Source organism: Noviherbaspirillum galbum, from assembly GCF_010974945.1.
Lineage (GTDB): Bacteria > Pseudomonadota > Gammaproteobacteria > Burkholderiales > Burkholderiaceae_D > Noviherbaspirillum > Noviherbaspirillum galbum.
The window spans coordinates 1-16,140 of record NZ_JAAIVB010000046.1; the positions used below are offsets into that span (position 1 = coordinate 1).

Below are 16,140 nucleotides of genomic sequence, written 5' to 3' on the forward strand. Positions count from 1 at the left end.
TGCTGGTTGCACGTTCCATGCTGACCATGCGCAGCGCGTGCTGCAGCCGCAGGGCGCTGGGATGACGGCGACTCGCCGTCCGCAACGAGTGCCGCCTCGTCCATCCCAGCCCCGAGTATCGCCCAACCAGGCAACCGCCTACCGCCAACCGCGCTCAATGCTTACGATACGCTGCTCACACTGTCCGCTGCATCCGACGCATCTCATGCGGGCATATTCCACTTATAAACCCCTTTCTCCAGCATTGTCGGTCTTAACGACAACTGAAAGTATGGCAAAAGCTTTTCCGAACAAACGTTTAAAACCACTCACCCCGCAACGACGACCTGCAAGCTCCCCCTCATTCGCAGAATGGATATCGATCAAAAGATCATTGCCACCTTTTCCAACCGCTCCTCACATGCATGCCAGTTCAACAGCCATGATCAAGGCGCAGCGTTCGAAGCAATCTGATCACTTGACCAGCCTCCCCCCAACGCCTGGAGAAGGCCCACTGACGCGGTTTGTCGGTCTGCCTGGGTCTGCAGCAACGCACGTTTGGCGGTCAGCGCAGTCACCTGCGCCGTCACGACTTCGGAATAACTGACCTGACCAGCCTTATAACGATTGAGCATCTGCACTTCCGCTTCCGACGCGGCACGAACGGCGTCTTGCCGCAGCTGCTGCTGCCGGTCCAGGACTTGCGAAGCGGCCAAGTAATCCTCGACCTCCTGGAAAGCCACCAAGACGGTTTGTCGATAGCGAGCGACCGTTTGATCGTAAGCTGACCTGGCTTCTTCCACCCTTGCCTTCGTGGCGCCCGCATCGAACAAGGTTTGCGCAGCTGCGATCCCTAAAGACCAAAGCGTGGATGATGCCGTAAGCAACTCCGGCAAACGACTCGCATTCGAACCATACGAGGCATTGAGAGTGAGGGCGGGAAAATACGCGGAGCGCGCAATTCCGATGGACTCGTTCGCTGCGGCGACACGCCGCTCGGATGCGGCGATATCAGGACGTCGCTGCAGCAAGCCCGAAGGAAGTGCCGCAGGAACGACGGGAATCGCGGACGTCCACTGCTGAAGAGGAGGAAGACTGAACGCCGCGGGAGCCTTGCCGAGCAGGACGGCTATTGCGTGCTCGAACTGGGCTCGCTGCCGGTCCAGCCCGGATAACTCTGCTTGTGCATTTGCCAGCTGCGTTTGGGCCTGAAGGACATCGCTTTTCGGGGCAATGCCGGCAGCATACCGATTCTGGGTAATCTGCAATACACGTTGATAGCCGTCAATCGACTGCGCCAGCAAGGCAGCCTGGAGATCGCTGAACCTCACGGAGAAATAGTCTGTGACCAACTCCGCTTGCGCGGACAGCGTCGCCGCGGCAAGGTCCGCTTCGCTGGCCGCTGCATTGGCTTGAGCATTATTGACGCTCGCACCCAGTCTTCCCCAAACGTCCGGCTCCCAGCTTCCACCAAGACTGAGACGCATGGTCGTTCCGGTCCGCGAGCTTGACGTCGTGCTGCCGGCCGTGGTCCCGGACACCGCCCCTGATCCCCCACCGGAACGCGTGACGCCGCCATCGAGCGTCAATGACGGGAAGAGCGCCGCTCTCTGCTGAGACACGAGGGCACGCGCCTGCGCATACGCGGCCGTGGCAATCGCAACGTTTTGATTGGATACCGACACAAGCGGAAGCGTGTCATCCAGCCAGCGATCTCCAAACACGGTCCACCATGTCCCGCGCGACGCTTCGTCAGCCGGAGCAGCCTGAACCCATCCTTGGGCCTCCTTGAACTGGGCCGGCACCTCGATGTCCGGCCGGACGTACTGCGGCGCAAGCGCGCAGCCGCCAAGGCAGCTTGCCGCCAGGATGAGCAGACCCGCTCTGCGGCTAGGGAAATCTCGAAGAATTGGCATATCCATCATTGCGGTCCAGGGTGAATTGAGCTCAAGCGGAATGCGCATCCAGGTTCCGGCTAAGTTGGTGTTCCGCGCTGCCGCGTCGTCGCAGGCGATCCAGCAGCAAATAGACGACCGGGGTAGTGAGCAGGGTCAGGAGCTGGCTTGCAATCAATCCTCCGATGATGGCTACGCCGAGCGGCCGCCGTAGCTCCGATCCTTCCCCGAATCCGATCGCGAGCGGCAATGCGCCAAACGCAGCAGCAAGCGTGGTCATGAGAATTGGGCGAAAGCGCAGCAGGCACGCTTCGCGCACTGCCTCAAGTGCAGATAGGCCGCGGGAACGTTCTGCTTCCAGCGCGAAGTCGATGATCAGGATTGCGTTCTTCTTGACGATGCCGATAAGCAGGAAGACCCCGATCAGGGCAATCAGGGAAAACTCCATGCGGAACATGAGCAGGGCCAGCACTGCGCCGACGCCGGCGGAAGGCAGGGTCGACAGCACCGTGACAGGATGCACCAGGCTTTCGTAAAGTATGCCAAGGACGATATAGATGGCAATCAGCGCTGCCATGATGAGCAGGGGCTGTTGTCCCTGCGATTCCTGGTAGCTCCGGGCCGTCCCCTGGAAACTGCCCCTGACGTTGCCGGGCATTGCGATCGCAGCTTCGGTTTGCCGGATGGCTTCCTGTGCATCGCTGAGCGATTTTCCTTCAGCCAGGTTGAACGAGACGGTCGTGGCGAGTTCGGCATCCTGGTGGCTGACCGAACTGGCGGTGGGTCGCTCGGCATACTTTGCGAAGGCCGACAAGGGGATCATCGTGGAGGGCGTGGTGCTGACCGTCTGTCCCGTTGCCTGATCACGCGACCCGGGATTCGCAGATACAGTTGCGCCGGACGCCGACGTAGACGCTGCGCCATTGCCTGCGCTCGATGCCGACGTTGCGAGCGCGGCGGCGCCGCTCGCGCCAGCCGGCGCGGCGGAAGTCGAGGCCGCACTCGCCGCTGCCGTAGAGGACGACTTTGCCGGCACGTAGATGTCGTTCAAGGCAAGGGGCCCCGCTGCGAAGCGTGGCGCCACCTGCATGATCACGCGGTACTGGTTGAGCTCGTCATAGATGGTCGCCACCTGGCGCTGGCCGAAGGCATTGTAGAGAGCGTTATCGATATCGCGCGCCGAAATGCCAAATCGCGCGGCAGCATCCTTGTCGATATCCACGTAGGTTTCCACGCCGCTGTCTTGCTGGTCGGTGTCGATGTCCGTCAGTTCCGGGCGCTGTTTCAATGCGTCGGCAAGGCGGGCCGACCACTGCTTGAGATCGGCGGTGTTGTCGCTCTTCAGCGTGTACTGGTAGGTGGACAGGCTTTGCCGGCCACCCATGCGTACGTCCTGCACAGGGTTCAGGAAAAGGCTGACGCCGGTCACGCGCGCAAACTGGGGACGCAGGCGCGCAATCACCGCCTGGCCGGTGTCGGTTCTTTGGCTGGCTGGCTTCAGGTTGACGAATAGAAAACCGCCCCCCGCACGTCCCCCGCCGATGAAGCCGACTACCGTGTCCACCGCGGGATCGCGACGGATGATGTCAACCAGTTGCCGGAGTTTTCCTTGCAGCGCCTGGAAGCTGATGCTTTGGTCCGCGCGCAGGCCGCCATTGAGCTGGCCGGTATCCTGCTGGGGAAAGAATCCCTTGGGCGCGGCGGCGAACAGGTAGACGTTCACGCCGACCACGACGGCAAGCACGAACAGCATGAGCCAGCGGTGCAGCAAGGCCCAGTCCAGGCTTCGCTCGTAGGCGTGCTGCACGGAGCCGAAACCGCGTTCCAGGAACCTGGCAATCCGCCCTTGCCGGCGGTGTGCCGCTCCAGGCTTCAGCAGCCACGCGCACATCATCGGCGTGGTCGTCAGGGAGATGATCATCGAAATCAGCACCGCCGCGGAAAGCGTCACCGCAAACTCCCGGAACAGCCTGCCAACCTGTCCGCCCATGAACAGCAAGGGAATGAAGACGGCAACCAGTGACAGGCTGATGGAAACCACGGTAAAGCCCACTTCGCGCGCGCCGAGCAGGGCCGCCTGGAAGCGGTCCATTCCCGCCTCGATATGCCGGCTGGTGTTTTCCAGCACCACGATGGCATCGTCGACCACGAATCCGGTCGCCACGGTCAGGGCCATCAGGCTGAGGTTGTTCAGGCTGAAGCCCAACAGGTACATGATGCCGAAGGTGCCGAGCAGGGAAACGATCGTCGCTACGGCGGGAATGATCGTGGCCCGCAGGGAACGCAGGAAGAGGCCAACCACGATAACGACGAGCACGACGGCAATGATCAGCGTAACCTCGATTTCATGCAGCGAGGAACGAACGGATATCGTGCGGTCCGAGGCTACCTGCAAGTTCACGTCCTGGGGCAGCTGGGCCTGCAGCGTCGGCAAGGCAGCCCGCACGCCGTCCACGGTTTCGATGACATTGGCCCCCGGCTGGCGCGTGATCAGCACCACGATGGCGGGCTGTCCGTTGAATAGGCCCAAGGTACGGATGTCCTCTACGCCGTCACTGACTTCTGCCACATCCTGCAAACGCACCGGCGCATCGTTGCGCCAGGCGACGATCAGCCCGCGGTAGTCGGCGGCCATCAGCCGGCGCTGGCCGGGACCGGCCTGGCTGTAGATCTGCAACCTGCGACCTTCGCCTTCGATGGCGCCCTTGGGCCGGTTGGCGGTCGCAGCCTGGATCGCGGCGCGCACGTCCTCGGTCGAGATGCCTTCCCGGTTCAAGGCGAACGGCAACAGCTCCACTCTGACGGCTGGCAGCGATCCGCCGCCGATCTCGACGTCTCCCACGCCAGGCACCTGGGCAAGCTTCTGCTGGACCAGGTTTGCGACTTCCTCGTAGATTTGCCCGGGCGACCGTGTCTGGGACGTCAGGGCGAGAATTATGACCGGCGCATCAGACGGATTGATCTTGCGATAGGTTGGATTGCTACGCAGGGTCGCGGGAAGGTCCGCCCTGGAGGCATTGATTGCCGCCTGGACTTCACGGGCCGCGGCATCGATCTTGCGATTCAGTTCGAACTGCAGGTTGATCCGGCTCGATCCGGTGCCGCTGCTCGAGGTGATTTCGTTGACGCCGGCAATCGTTCCCAGCCGTCGTTCAAGAGGCGTGGCGACGCTGGTCGCCATGGTTTCAGGGCTAGCGCCCGGAAGCGACGCGCTCACCGAAATCGCGGGGAAGTCGACCTGCGGCAGCGGGGATACCGGCAACACGAAAAACGCGGCGATGCCGGCCAGCGCGAGTCCGATCGTCAAGAGCACGGTCGCGACCGGCCGGCGCACGAAGGGTGCGGACAGGTTCATGCCGGGTTCTCCTCGGGCCTCGCCGCCGAGGACTTAGTAGACCGCCTTCCCAGGCGATCGAAGGCCAGGTAGATGACAGGCGTGGTGAACAGCGTCAGCAACTGGCTCACGATCAGGCCGCCAAAGATCGCCAGGCCGAGCGGCCGCCGCAGTTCCGCGCCTTCGCCCCAGCCGAACATGAGCGGCACGGCCGCGAACAGGGCGGCCAGCGTCGTCATCAGGATGGGCCGGAAGCGCAGCAGAGCGGCCTGGTGGATTGCTTCGCGCGGCGCCTTGCCTTCGTTGCGCTCCGCATCGATGGCGAAGTCGATCATCATGATGGCGTTCTTCTTCACGATGCCGATCAGCAGAATGATGCCGATGATCCCGATCACGCCAAGATCGTTCCCGGTCAGCATCAGCGCCAGCAGGGCGCCGACGCCTGCCGAAGGCAGGGTCGAGAGGATGGTCAGCGGATGGATGTAGCTTTCATAGAGCACGCCTAGCACGATGTAGACACAGACCACGGCGGCAAGGATCAGCCAGAGCTGGTTGGTCAGCGAGGCTTCGTACGCGCCGGCGGCTCCAAGAAAGCTGATCGATACCGCGGGCGGAAGCTGGATGTCCTTGGCGGCCGCACGGATCGCTTGCACGGCTTCGCCCAGTGAGACGCCGGAAGCCGTATCGAAACCCAGCGTGGTCGCGGGGTACTGCGCTACCCGCGTCACCTGCAATGGCGCTTGTCGTTCCTCCACGCGGGCGATTGCCGACAGGGGCGCGGTCTTGCCCGAACTCGTGCGCAACGGCAGCAGGCCAAGCGATTCGGGCGTGGAAAGCAGTCCCGGGCTGGCCTCGAGAATCACGCGATATTGGTTGCTCTGCGTGAAGATGGTTGACACGATGCGTTGGCCGAAAGCACTGTACAACGCGTCGTCGATCGAGGCGGCGCTGATCGACAAGCGCGCCGCCGTGTCGCGGTCGATCTGCACGAATGCCGCCGGCGCGCTGGCGCCCGCATCCGACGTGACGTTGCGCAGGGCATCGCTCTCGCGCATCCGGTCGGCCAGCAGGGAAGACCATTTCTGCACGGACGCGCTGTCGGCGCCTTCGAGCGAGAGCCGGAATTGCGTCGGACCGTTTTCGGCATCGATGGTCAGGTCCTGCGTGGGCTGGAGATACAGGGTGACGCCGGGAATCCTGCCCACGCGATCGCGCAGATGCTGCATCGTTTCCTGCAGGGATGGACGGTCACGCTTGAGATGGATGAGCATGCTCCCGGTATGAAGCATGGTATTGGATGCGCAATCCACCCCGACCAGCGAGCTGAGGCTTTCGACGGCAGGGTCTTCCAGGATGGACGCCGCCACTTCCTGTTGCAGCGCGCTCATGCGTTCGAACGACACGGCCTGCGGCGCCTCGATGCGCGCCTGCAGTTGCCCCGTATCCTGCTGCGGGAACAGGCCCTTGGGTATCCAGAGGTACAGCAGGACGGTCAGTGCCAGCGTGCCGGCGGCAACGATGAGCGTGAGGGCCTGGCGTGCGAGGATCCATTGCAGGGCGATATCGTAGCGATGGATGACCCGATCGAACAGGCGCTGCATCCTGCCGGGAGAACCGCCATGCCCGGAGGCCGACCGCCAGCGCGCCGACATCATCGGCACCAGGGTGAGCGACACGACCGCCGAGATGAGGATGGTGATCGACAAGGTCACGGCGAACTCCCGGAACAGCCGCCCGACGACGTCGCCCATGAACAGCAGCGGAATCAGCACGGCGATCAGCGATACCGTCAGCGATATGATGGTAAAGCCGATCTGGGTGGCGCCCTTGAGGGCGGCTTCCATCGGCCGTTCCCCTTGCTCGATGTAGCGCGAAATGTTTTCGATCATCACGATCGCGTCGTCCACCACGAAGCCGGTCGCGATCGTCAGGGCCATCAGGCTCAGGTTGTTGAGGCTGTATCCGAGCAGGTACATGACGCCGCAGGTGCCGATCAGGGAAATCGGCACGGCGAGGCTGGCGATGACGGTTGCCCGCAGGTCGCGCAGAAAGGCGAAGATCACCAGCACGACGAGGAGGACGGCCAGCACGAGTTCGATCTCCACGTGCTCCACCGAGGCGCGGATGCCCGTCGTGCGGTCGCTGAGCACGTTGACCTGCAGCGCAGCCGGCAGGCCCGCCTGCAGCTCGGGCAAGCGTTCCTTGATGGCGTCGACGGTGGCGATCACGTTGGCGCCGGGCTGGCGCTGCACGTTCAGGATGATGGCCGGCTTGGTTCCTGCCCAGGCGGCGAGCTTGACGTTCTCCGCGCTTTCGACCACGCGCGCCACGTTCGACAGGCGCACCGGCGCGCCGTTGCGGTAGGCGATGACGAGGTTCTTGTAATCGTCGACGGTCAGCAACTGGTCATTGGCATTGATGGAGAACGCCCGGGTCGGCCCGTCGAAGTTCCCCTTCGCGCTGTTGGCATTGGCCGCCGCGATCGCCGTGCGCACCGTATCCAGCCCGAGCCCGAAGGAAGCAAGGGCCTGGGTGTCGGCCTGGATGCGCATGGCCGGACGCTGGCCGCCGGACAGGGTCACGAGGCCCACGCCGGGGACCTGGCTGATCTTCAAGGCAAGCCGCGTATTGGCCAGGTTCTGCACCTCTGTGAGCGGCAGGGTATCGGAAGTGATGGCCAGCGTGAGCACGGGGGCGTCCGCCGGATTGACCTTGGCGTAGACCGGCGGCGCGGGCAGGTCGGCTGGCAGCAGGGAGCTGCCGGCATTGATGGCCGCCTGCACTTCCTGCTCCGCGACGTCGAGCGCAAGTCCGAGGCCGAACTGCAAGGTAATGATCGACACGCCGGCAGCGCTGGTCGAGCTCATGCGCTGCAACCCGGCCATCTGCCCGAACTGGCGCTCCAGCGGCGCCGTGACGCTCTGGCTCATGACTTCAGGACTGCCGCCGGGATACAGGGTTTGCACCTGGATGGTCGGAAAGTCGACCTGGGGCAGGGCGGACAGGGGAAGGAAGCGGAATCCGAGGAATCCCGCCAGGACGATGGCCAGCATCAGCAGCGACGTCGCCACGGGTCGCTGGATGAAGGGACGCGACGGACTCATGGCGTGCCCGCGGGCGTGGGTCGGCGCTGTCCGCTGCCGGCATTGCGGCGGTTTCCACCCTGGCCGCCGGGCGCTCCGGCGCCGGGCCGCTCGCCCGGCAGGTTGACCTTCGCGCCGTCCTTGAGGCGGTCCGCGCCCTCGGTAACGACCTGCTCTCCGGCTTGCAGCCCGGAGAGTATCTGCACCTTGTCGGCCGTCGCCAGGCCGCGCTTCACGTTGCGCAGCATCGCCGTTCGCTGCGCCGGGTCGACCACGTACACGTAGTCGCCGTTGGCGCCATGCCGGACCGCATTGACCGGAACGACCAGCGCACCCGGTTCCATGCGCAGCAGCAACTGCACATTGACGAACTGGCTGGGATACAAGGCGCCGCGGCTGTTATCGAAGCGGGCCTTCGCGCGCACCGTGCCGGTCTGGGGATCGACCTGGTTGTCGAGCGCCAGGAAGCGGCCGGTATCGAGGGTATTCTGCCTTCCCTGGTCGAGCGCGGTCACGGGAAGGGAAGTTCCGTCAGCCATGCCGGACAGGCGCGCGGTGAGCTCGGGAATGCGATCCTGAGGCAGGGCAAACTGCACATCGATCGGGGTGGTCTGGGTAATGACCGTGATGCCGTTGGTGTCGTTCGGGCTGACGACATTGCCGAGGTCGACGTTGCGCAAGCCCGCGCGTCCGGAAATCGGCGCGACGATGCGTGAATAGCCGAGGTTGAGCTTGGCTGTGGTCTCCGCCGCCTTGTCGGCCGCCACCGTTCCCTCGAGCTGCTTGACAAGGGCGGCCTGGGTATCGACCTCCTGGCGCGCGATTGAATCTTGCGCGAGCAAAGTCTGGAAACGATCCAGCATCTGGCGCGCATTGGAAAGCTGGGCTTCGTCACGCTGGCGCTGCCCGGTTGCCTGCATCAGCGTCGCTTCGAACTGGCGCGGATCGATCACGGCCAAAGTCTGTCCCGCCTTTACCGGCTGGCCTTCCGAAAAGAGGATTTCCTTGAGTACCCCGGAGACCTGCGGCCTCACCGTAGCCGCCGCCGATGCATTGACCGTCCCGAGCGCTTCGATGATCACGGGCAAGTCAGCGCGGGCAACCTGCGCGATGCCCACGGTTGTCGGGGGCGGACTGCGCCGCCCTCCTGCCTGTCCCGCTCCTTCCTTACCCTGATGGTTGACCAGGTACCATGCCAGTCCCAGCAGCAGCCCTACGCCAAGCAGGGTCATCAACACGCCGAGGGGAAATCGCCGGCGCGGACGCGCGGCGGGAGCGGTATCTTCGGGAATGGTCACAGGATTTTCCTAGGGTTCTTATTTTCGGTTGGCGGGATATCGCGGACGCAATGTTCGTATGACAATCGCTTGGGAAAAAGTTTGGCAGAGTCGTGTATCCTCAACTTGTCCGTCACCGGCACATTTGTATCGGAATGTTTACGCATTTGATTGCCGGCAATGCCTCGCCTCCGGCGCGCGCAAGGACAAGGCCCGGAACGAAGTGGGAATTCCATCCGTCGAACCGGCAAATATTCCCTCTATGGCACCCCGATGGCTACAGGACACGCCGAATCCGATGATCAATCCGGCTCGCCGGCGGAGTCACCACTCCAGGAACAAGCTCACACACAACCCCGGTCCGACCCGGGCACGCCTTCGGACGCGGCAGCATCGGCGGAAGAGTGCGCGCTGCAATGCGGCGCGGAGCTGCTGAAGCTCGAGGGCAGCGTCGCCATCCGCTTTGCCGGCGCCGTGCAGGCGGACGGGCTGGACGTGCCTTATGCGCTCGTGCCCAACAAGGGCGTGCTGGCGAAGCCGTCGAAATGGCGGCGCATGGAGCCCGAGGCTCAGCTGGCATTGATCAGGGAGCGGGCGCAGCCCGGGGCGCGGCAGGAATTGCATGCCGCAACCCGTGCATTCGTGCACCGCGTCGCGGCGCTCGCCGAAGACGACAATCTCGACCCCATGGCGTTTCTCGGCAGCCTGGCACAAGGTTCGGGAACGATGATCGCCCAGGAAGTCTTCGAGCGAATAGAGCAACGGCTGGAACACGCCATCGAACGGCGGCGCGAGGAAAGACATGCGATCCTCACTCGCGAGAGCATCAACCTGGCCGAGTATCCGCAATCCTTCGACGTCGCGAGCCGCTTGCCCCGCCGCTTCATCGCCCTGCTTGGGCCGACCAATTCCGGCAAGACCCACCGCGCCATGGAAGCTCTTGCCAGGGCGAAGAGCGGCATCTATCTCGCGCCCCTGCGCCTGCTGGCCCTGGAAAACTACGAGCGCCTGCTGGAAGCCCGGCCGCATGGCGAACCGTTAAAAGTGAACCTCGTTACGGGTGAAGAGCGGCGCATCGTCGACGGCGCCACTCACGTGGCAAGCACCGTGGAGATGCTCGATCCGCGCAATCGCGTCGAGGTCGCCGTCATCGACGAAATCCAGATGCTGGCGGACCGGGACCGCGGCGCCGCGTGGACGGCGGCGGTCTGCGGAGCGCCGGCCAGCGTGGTATATCTCGTGGGCGCGCCGGAAGCGCGGCAGGCCGTGGAAGCGCTTGCGGAGCGGCTCGAGTGTCCCGTCGAAGTCCACGTCCTCAAGCGCAAGGCCCCGCTGAACCTGGAGCCGGGCGCGGTGCGCAAGATCAAGAACCTGCGCAGCGGCGATGCGGTGATCGCCTTCTCGCGGCGTGACGTGCTGATGTGGCGGGACATGATCGCCGAACAGGGGCATTCGGTGTCCACCATCTATGGCAATCTGTCGCCCGAGGTACGCCAGGCGCAGGCGGCGCGCTTCCGTGACCGCAGCGCGGACATCGTGGTGGGAACCGACGCCATTGCCATGGGGCTGAACCTCCCCATCGAGCGCGTCGTCCTGACCACCTCGGTCAAGTTCAATGGCGTGGAGGAAGAAGAGATTTCCGTCGCCCTCGCCAAGCAGATCGCCGGCAGGGCGGGGCGCTTCGGTGTGCACGAGGAAGGTTTCGTCGCCGGGTACGACGACGAGACCCACCAGGTGCTGCGCGCCTTGCTCAAGGAAAAGATCCCGCCGATTCCTCCGACGGGATTCGCGGTCGCTCCCTCCCTCGACCATCTCCACAAGATTTCATCGGTCACCGGCGAGCAGTCGCTGGCCCGCCTGTTCAAGCGCTTCGTGCACAACATCGATGTGCCGGATGGCTTCTTCTATCCGCGCATCACGGAAGAACAGATGGAACGCGCGATCTGGCTCGATACCCTGCAGTTGTCGATCGCCGAGAAGTTCACGATGTCTCTGGTGCCGCTGTCATCGCGCATCGTGTCGCTGCATCAGATCTGGGAAGGATGGGCGCGCAACCTGGCCCGCAGGAAGGTCGTTACCTTGAGCAGGGATCCGCACGACCTGTTCCATAAGAATCTCCAGGAGGTCGAGGATACCTGCCGAATGTATTCCGCCTACGCATGGCTTGGTTTTCGCATCCCGGAGTTTTTCCCGGACGGCGAGTTCGGGCATGAACTCGCCCGCGAGGCGTCCGAACGCGTCGATGCCATGCTGCAGGCGCAGAATGCCGCGGCGCGCAAGAGGCGGAGCGGCCGGGGCCGTTGAGCTTGTCATTGCCCGGAGGAGGCGCTGCCCAGCTTCTCCATGATCATGGTGATCTTCGGCTGGTCGTGGATGCCGGAAATGATGGCGCCATAACTGGCCGTGCCGCTCGCCGACCGCGGCCCGTTGGCGACTTCGTAGTCGAGTACGTAGCTGACGAACACATCATCCGAATCAGGATCCTTGCGGATGTACTCGATGCGGGACAGGACATAAGTGCGGGAAGGCCAGCGCCGCGCTGTCCTGCGGATGTCCTTGACGATCTCTTCCTTGCTGGTCGGTCCGAACCGGTAATACCGGACGCCGTCGGCGAAATAGGCGACTTGCTGCTCCGGAGTCTGGGCCGGATTGATGAAGCCTTCGATGAACTGGCGAACCGGCTCTTCAAGCCCGTCATCAGGTTGCGCATCGGTCTGCGCCCGCGACAGGGCGAACGGCGGCAGGGTCAAAGCAAGCGAGACGGCGAGAGCGAAGCGTGAAAGCGGAAAAGACATGATGTCTGGCAAATGAGGTCACCAGGCAGCATTGGAGCGTCCTTGCTGAGAAAAGGTTTCCCCGTCGTCGCCGGGTTTCGGCCAGCATAACGTTCGCCAACATAAAAAAGGCCCGCCGAGGCGGGCCAAAGTACGGCAAGAAAGCAGTCAAGCATGGGGATGATGCATCGCGTCCTCAGAACGTCAGGGTCGACCACACGGTGTTGCACTTGTGGTCCTTCTCGAAGGTGCTCAGCACCTTGACGCCGCCGCCCGATGCAACGTCGAGTCCGAGGACCTTGTCGGGGGCCGTGAATGCGGGCCACTCGGCCGGGACCGCATTGCCACCGTTCGGATTGCCGGTGCGCGCGAAGTTGGTCCAGTAACGCGACATGGAATCTTGCAGGTCGCGCCGTTCGGCGTTCTCGAGGTCGCGCAGGTTGAACAGGTACTGCAGTTCGTACGAGTGCGCCGCGCCTTGCGGGAAGCTTGCCGTGGTGCGGGCAACGCTCGGGACGGCGGTGCGGTCGCGGAACTCGTACATCCAGATCGGCGTGTTCTGTGCCGCTGCCCGTTTCGACAGGTTGAGCGCCGGGCAGGAAAACAGCAGGTCCGTCCCCACGGCGGTCGCCGCCAGGCTGGCTTGCTGCGCGGTATTGGTGCCGTAGTCGGTCAGCGGGTAGGCCGCTGCGGTAGTCTGCGGCAAACCCAGGCCGGTCTGGAGGTAGGTCGGATAACCCGCGCTGGTCAGCGGCGGCGCGGCCAGTTCACGGATCGCCACGAACAGGCCCCATTCATCGCGGTTGGAACCATTGACGAGCGGCACCTTGTTGTTCTCTCCGGCGGCAAAGGCAGCCTTGATGGACTTTGGCAGGACCTTGCCGTCGATGGAGGGCACCGGGCTGGAATTGAGCGTGGTGAAGGCGGTCGCAAGCTGGTTGTTGACCACGTCGGTCGACAGGCCCCGCAGGCAGGCCGCATCGACGGTCGCGCAGGCCACCCCTGCGGCGGCAAGCGCGTTGTTCACGATGGTCGTTCCTTGCGCCTCGACCGCTGCCTGCGTAGGCTGGCGGTCGAAAGCGTAGCCGCCGCTCTCGATGATTGCCTTCGAGAACAGGCCCTTGGACAGCGGCGAGGCGAGATGGGTCAGGACGCTGAAGCCGCCCGCGGATTCGCCAAAGATGGTGACGTTTCCTTTGTCGCCGCCGAAGCCGTCGATGTTGTCTTGCACCCAGCGCAGCGCGGCCTGCTGGTCCATGATGCCGTAGTTGCCGACGCTGCCGTCGGAGGCGCGCAGGGCCGGGTGGCCGAGAAAGCCGAGCGCGCCGAGGCGGTAGGCGATGTTGACGACGATCACCCCCTTGCTGACCAGCGGCGAAGGATCGGCATAGGTCGTCGTGCCGCCGGTGTTGAAGGCGCCGCCATGGATCCAGACCATGACCGGGAAGGGCCCTTCGGTAGTCGGCGCGTGCACGTCAAGGTAAAGACAGTCTTCCTGGCCACCGGCGAGGCGGAAGGGGCTGGCGCTGGTCTGCAGGCAGGGGCTGGCCGACTGCGTCTTCGCCAGCGGCGTGGTCCACTTCGTCACCGGCGCGGGAGGTGCCCAGCGCAGGTTGCCTACCGGCGGCGCGGCAAACGGAATGCCGAAGTAGCTGCGCATGCCGCCACGGTCGACCGCCTTGACGGCGCCACCCGTGGTGTTTGCCGTGTCGGGCGCCTTGGCACCGCCTCCGCCGCAGGCGGTCAGGACGCAAAGCGATGCGGTGGCAAGGGCCAGTCCCAGCCGGCATTCTGAAATTAAACGGGTCTTCAACGGTTGTCTCCTTGATGGATGAATGCAGGCGGCCATGGCTTGGGGCGATCCGCCTGGCATTTTCTTTATTGGTTGAAACCTGATTCTGAACCGTGGAATGGAAGCGGTATTTCAAAAACGCGGCACGGCTTGCGAAAACCGCTCATGCGACATGCCGCTCTATCGCAGGCGCGCCGCCCGGAAATCTCCCGGCGTCATGCCTTCCCGCCGCTTGAAGCTGACGTTGAAATGCGCCTGGCTCGAGAAGCCGCAACTGACGGCGACCTCCGCCAGCGAGGCATCGTCCGAATGCAGCATGTTCCTCGCCAGCGCGATGCGCCGTTGCATGACGAACTGATGAACCGGCATTCCGAATCCTTCCTTGAAAATGCGCGCGAAATGCGTCGGACTGTAGCCGCATACCAGCGCCAGTTCCCGGATGCTGAGCGACTCGGAAATGTGCGCATCGATGTAATCCTGCATCTTGCGCACTGATTGCTGCGACAAGGATTCATGGCGTGCGGGCGCTGCGTCCCCACGCTGGCACAGGCGGGCGTCGAGGTAGGTCAAGAGGGCCAGGCTGACCGCTTCGGTGTACAAGGCCCCGTTCGGCTCGCCGGCGACGCAATGCTGCTCGATTTCGTCGATCCACCACATCAGCTTGGGGTCGAGAAACCGCAGCGGCTGGCGGATTTCGCTCAGCCAGGTCGGCTGCCTGTCGAGCAGGCTGGCGCAGATAGTTTCCGGAAGGTCCAGCACGCAATAGAGGCTGTCATTGCCGGCGGTCCAAGTGCAGCCGTCGTAATCCGCACCGGCAGGGTAGTAGCCGATCGAGCCCTTGGGCAACTGCCTGGGCGAAGACTTGCGCTCATGGATGCGGACGTTGCCCTGACGCAGAAGCAAAAGCGCGGGTTGCTCGAGGATCTGCAATGGCGCTTCCCGCTTCTCCGGCAGCACCATGGTCGAAACGGGAAGGGCGTGTTCCGCCCGGCTGGCTATCCGTCTGGCGCACTGCATGTTTCCTCCGCTTTGAAGGTACAACTTGTCGTCGGCCTGTGTTCTGCGATGCAGAACTTGATTCTGGCCTGCGATTTATCGTAACAGGAACGTAAAAATTGGTAAAGCATCATCCGGCCAGTACGCTGCGCTCAAAGCAGGGGGCGTCGTGCGATCCCAGGTGTCGCGCGGGTCGATGCAGTTTCGATATGATGCTGGCTTCGACATGACTTATAAGACAAGGTGAACAGCATGCGTCTCGACGAAAAGGTAGTGGTGGTGACAGGTGGCTTCGGGCAGCTCGGCCAGGCGACGGCGCGCGTAGTCCTTGGCCTCGGCGCGAAGGTCGCCATGCTGGACGCCGCTCCGCCGCCCGCGCTGGAGTTCGATGCAACCCGTTGCATGATGGTGGGTGGGGTGGACCTTTCCGACCCGGGACAGGCCGCCGCTGCCATGGAGCGCGTGGCAAGCACGCTCGGCCCAGTTCATGGGCTCGTCAACATCGCCGGCACGTTCAGGTGGGAAACGGTCGCCGACGGCGATCCGGCAACCTGGGACTTCCTTTACAAGGTGAATGTGCGCACGGCGCTGGTTGCCAGCAAGGCGGTCCTTCCCCATCTCGCGTCATCCGGCGGACGCATCATCAGCATCGGGGCCGGGGCGGCCAACCGGGCGGGCCTGGGCATGGGCGCCTATGCCGCATCGAAGGCGGGCGTGGCGCGGCTGACGGAAAGCCTCGCGGAAGAACTGAAGGACAAGGGAATCACCGTGAACGCGGTCTTGCCGAGCATCATCGATACGCCGCAGAACCGCAAGGACATGCCGGATGCCGACTTCAGCCGATGGGTAAAGGCGGAAGACATCGGACAGGTAATTGCATTCCTGCTCTCCGACCTGAGCCAGGCCGTGACGGGAGCGCTCATTCCCGTGTCAGGGAGAGTCTAAACTTCCCGGGAAACCGGGCGGGGAAATCGGCATGCTCTTGCCAGCCACTCCGTCGTTGCCGTTTT

General features: G+C 63.7%; 9 protein-coding genes. 2 read left to right on the forward strand and 7 right to left on the reverse strand.

Features of this window, described 5'->3' with window-relative positions; genetic code table 11:
• Window positions 1-425 precede the first annotated feature (425 nt).
• From G3574_RS14105 to G3574_RS14120, 4 genes are read right to left on the reverse strand one after another with little or no spacing between them, the layout of a single operon-like run.
• Window positions 426-1,895 carry an efflux transporter outer membrane subunit gene (locus tag G3574_RS14105; RefSeq protein WP_163964327.1) on the reverse strand — a complete coding sequence of 490 codons (1,470 nt, stop codon included), beginning with the start codon at window positions 1,893-1,895 and terminating at the stop codon, window positions 426-428.
• Between the two features lie 31 nt (window positions 1,896-1,926).
• On the reverse strand, window positions 1,927-5,229 hold the full coding sequence (locus G3574_RS14110; RefSeq protein WP_163964232.1) for an efflux RND transporter permease subunit: 3,303 nt from the start codon (window positions 5,227-5,229) through the stop codon (window positions 1,927-1,929).
• The gene (locus G3574_RS14115; RefSeq protein WP_163964235.1) at window positions 5,226-8,312 is read right to left on the reverse strand and encodes an efflux RND transporter permease subunit; all 3,087 of its coding nucleotides are present in this window, start codon (window positions 8,310-8,312) and stop codon (window positions 5,226-5,228) included. Before G3574_RS14115 ends, G3574_RS14110 begins: the two co-directional genes overlap by 4 nt.
• Window positions 8,309-9,589 (reverse strand): efflux RND transporter periplasmic adaptor subunit, encoded by a 1,281-nt coding sequence (locus G3574_RS14120; RefSeq protein ID WP_407941672.1) that lies wholly within the window; start codon window positions 9,587-9,589, stop codon window positions 8,309-8,311. Before G3574_RS14120 ends, G3574_RS14115 begins: the two co-directional genes overlap by 4 nt.
• Before the next feature lie 252 nt (window positions 9,590-9,841).
• Here G3574_RS14120 and G3574_RS14125 point away from each other — a divergent pair, with 252 nt between their 5' ends.
• Window positions 9,842-11,872: a helicase-related protein gene (locus G3574_RS14125; RefSeq protein WP_163964237.1), complete on the forward strand. Its 2,031-nt coding sequence runs from the start codon at window positions 9,842-9,844 to the stop codon at window positions 11,870-11,872.
• A 5-nt stretch (window positions 11,873-11,877) separates the two neighbouring features.
• On the opposite strand, the gene G3574_RS14130 is transcribed toward G3574_RS14125, so the two are convergent.
• From G3574_RS14130 to G3574_RS14140, 3 genes are all read right to left on the reverse strand, one after another.
• Window positions 11,878-12,363 carry a hypothetical protein gene (locus G3574_RS14130; RefSeq protein WP_163964240.1) on the reverse strand — a complete coding sequence of 162 codons (486 nt, stop codon included), beginning with the start codon at window positions 12,361-12,363 and terminating at the stop codon, window positions 11,878-11,880.
• Between the two features lie 175 nt (window positions 12,364-12,538).
• Complete coding sequence (locus tag G3574_RS14135) at window positions 12,539-14,155, reverse strand: carboxylesterase/lipase family protein (protein WP_163964242.1); 1,617 nt, start codon at window positions 14,153-14,155, stop codon at window positions 12,539-12,541.
• 159 nt (window positions 14,156-14,314) lie between these two features.
• Complete coding sequence (locus G3574_RS14140; RefSeq protein WP_163964244.1) at window positions 14,315-15,151, reverse strand: helix-turn-helix domain-containing protein; 837 nt, start codon at window positions 15,149-15,151, stop codon at window positions 14,315-14,317.
• A 231-nt stretch (window positions 15,152-15,382) separates the two neighbouring features.
• Here G3574_RS14140 and G3574_RS14145 point away from each other — a divergent pair, with 231 nt between their 5' ends.
• Window positions 15,383-16,075, forward strand: coding sequence for an SDR family NAD(P)-dependent oxidoreductase (locus tag G3574_RS14145; RefSeq protein WP_163964246.1), 693 nt, complete (start codon window positions 15,383-15,385; stop codon window positions 16,073-16,075).
• Window positions 16,076-16,140 lie beyond the last annotated feature (65 nt).

Excerpts from the sequence above, each read along its gene's own strand:
- G3574_RS14105 (WP_163964327.1), bottom strand. The coding sequence starts at position 1,895 with ATGCCAATTCTTCGAGATTTCCCTAGCCGCAGAGCGGGTCTGCTCATC.
- G3574_RS14110 (WP_163964232.1), bottom strand. The coding sequence starts at position 5,229 with ATGAACCTGTCCGCACCCTTCGTGCGCCGGCCGGTCGCGACCGTGCTC.
- G3574_RS14115 (WP_163964235.1), bottom strand. The coding sequence starts at position 8,312 with ATGAGTCCGTCGCGTCCCTTCATCCAGCGACCCGTGGCGACGTCGCTG.
- G3574_RS14125 (WP_163964237.1), top strand. The coding sequence starts at position 9,842 with ATGGCTACAGGACACGCCGAATCCGATGATCAATCCGGCTCGCCGGCG.
- G3574_RS14130 (WP_163964240.1), bottom strand. The coding sequence starts at position 12,363 with ATGTCTTTTCCGCTTTCACGCTTCGCTCTCGCCGTCTCGCTTGCTTTG.
- G3574_RS14140 (WP_163964244.1), bottom strand. The coding sequence starts at position 15,151 with ATGCAGTGCGCCAGACGGATAGCCAGCCGGGCGGAACACGCCCTTCCC.
- G3574_RS14145 (WP_163964246.1), top strand. The coding sequence starts at position 15,383 with ATGCGTCTCGACGAAAAGGTAGTGGTGGTGACAGGTGGCTTCGGGCAG.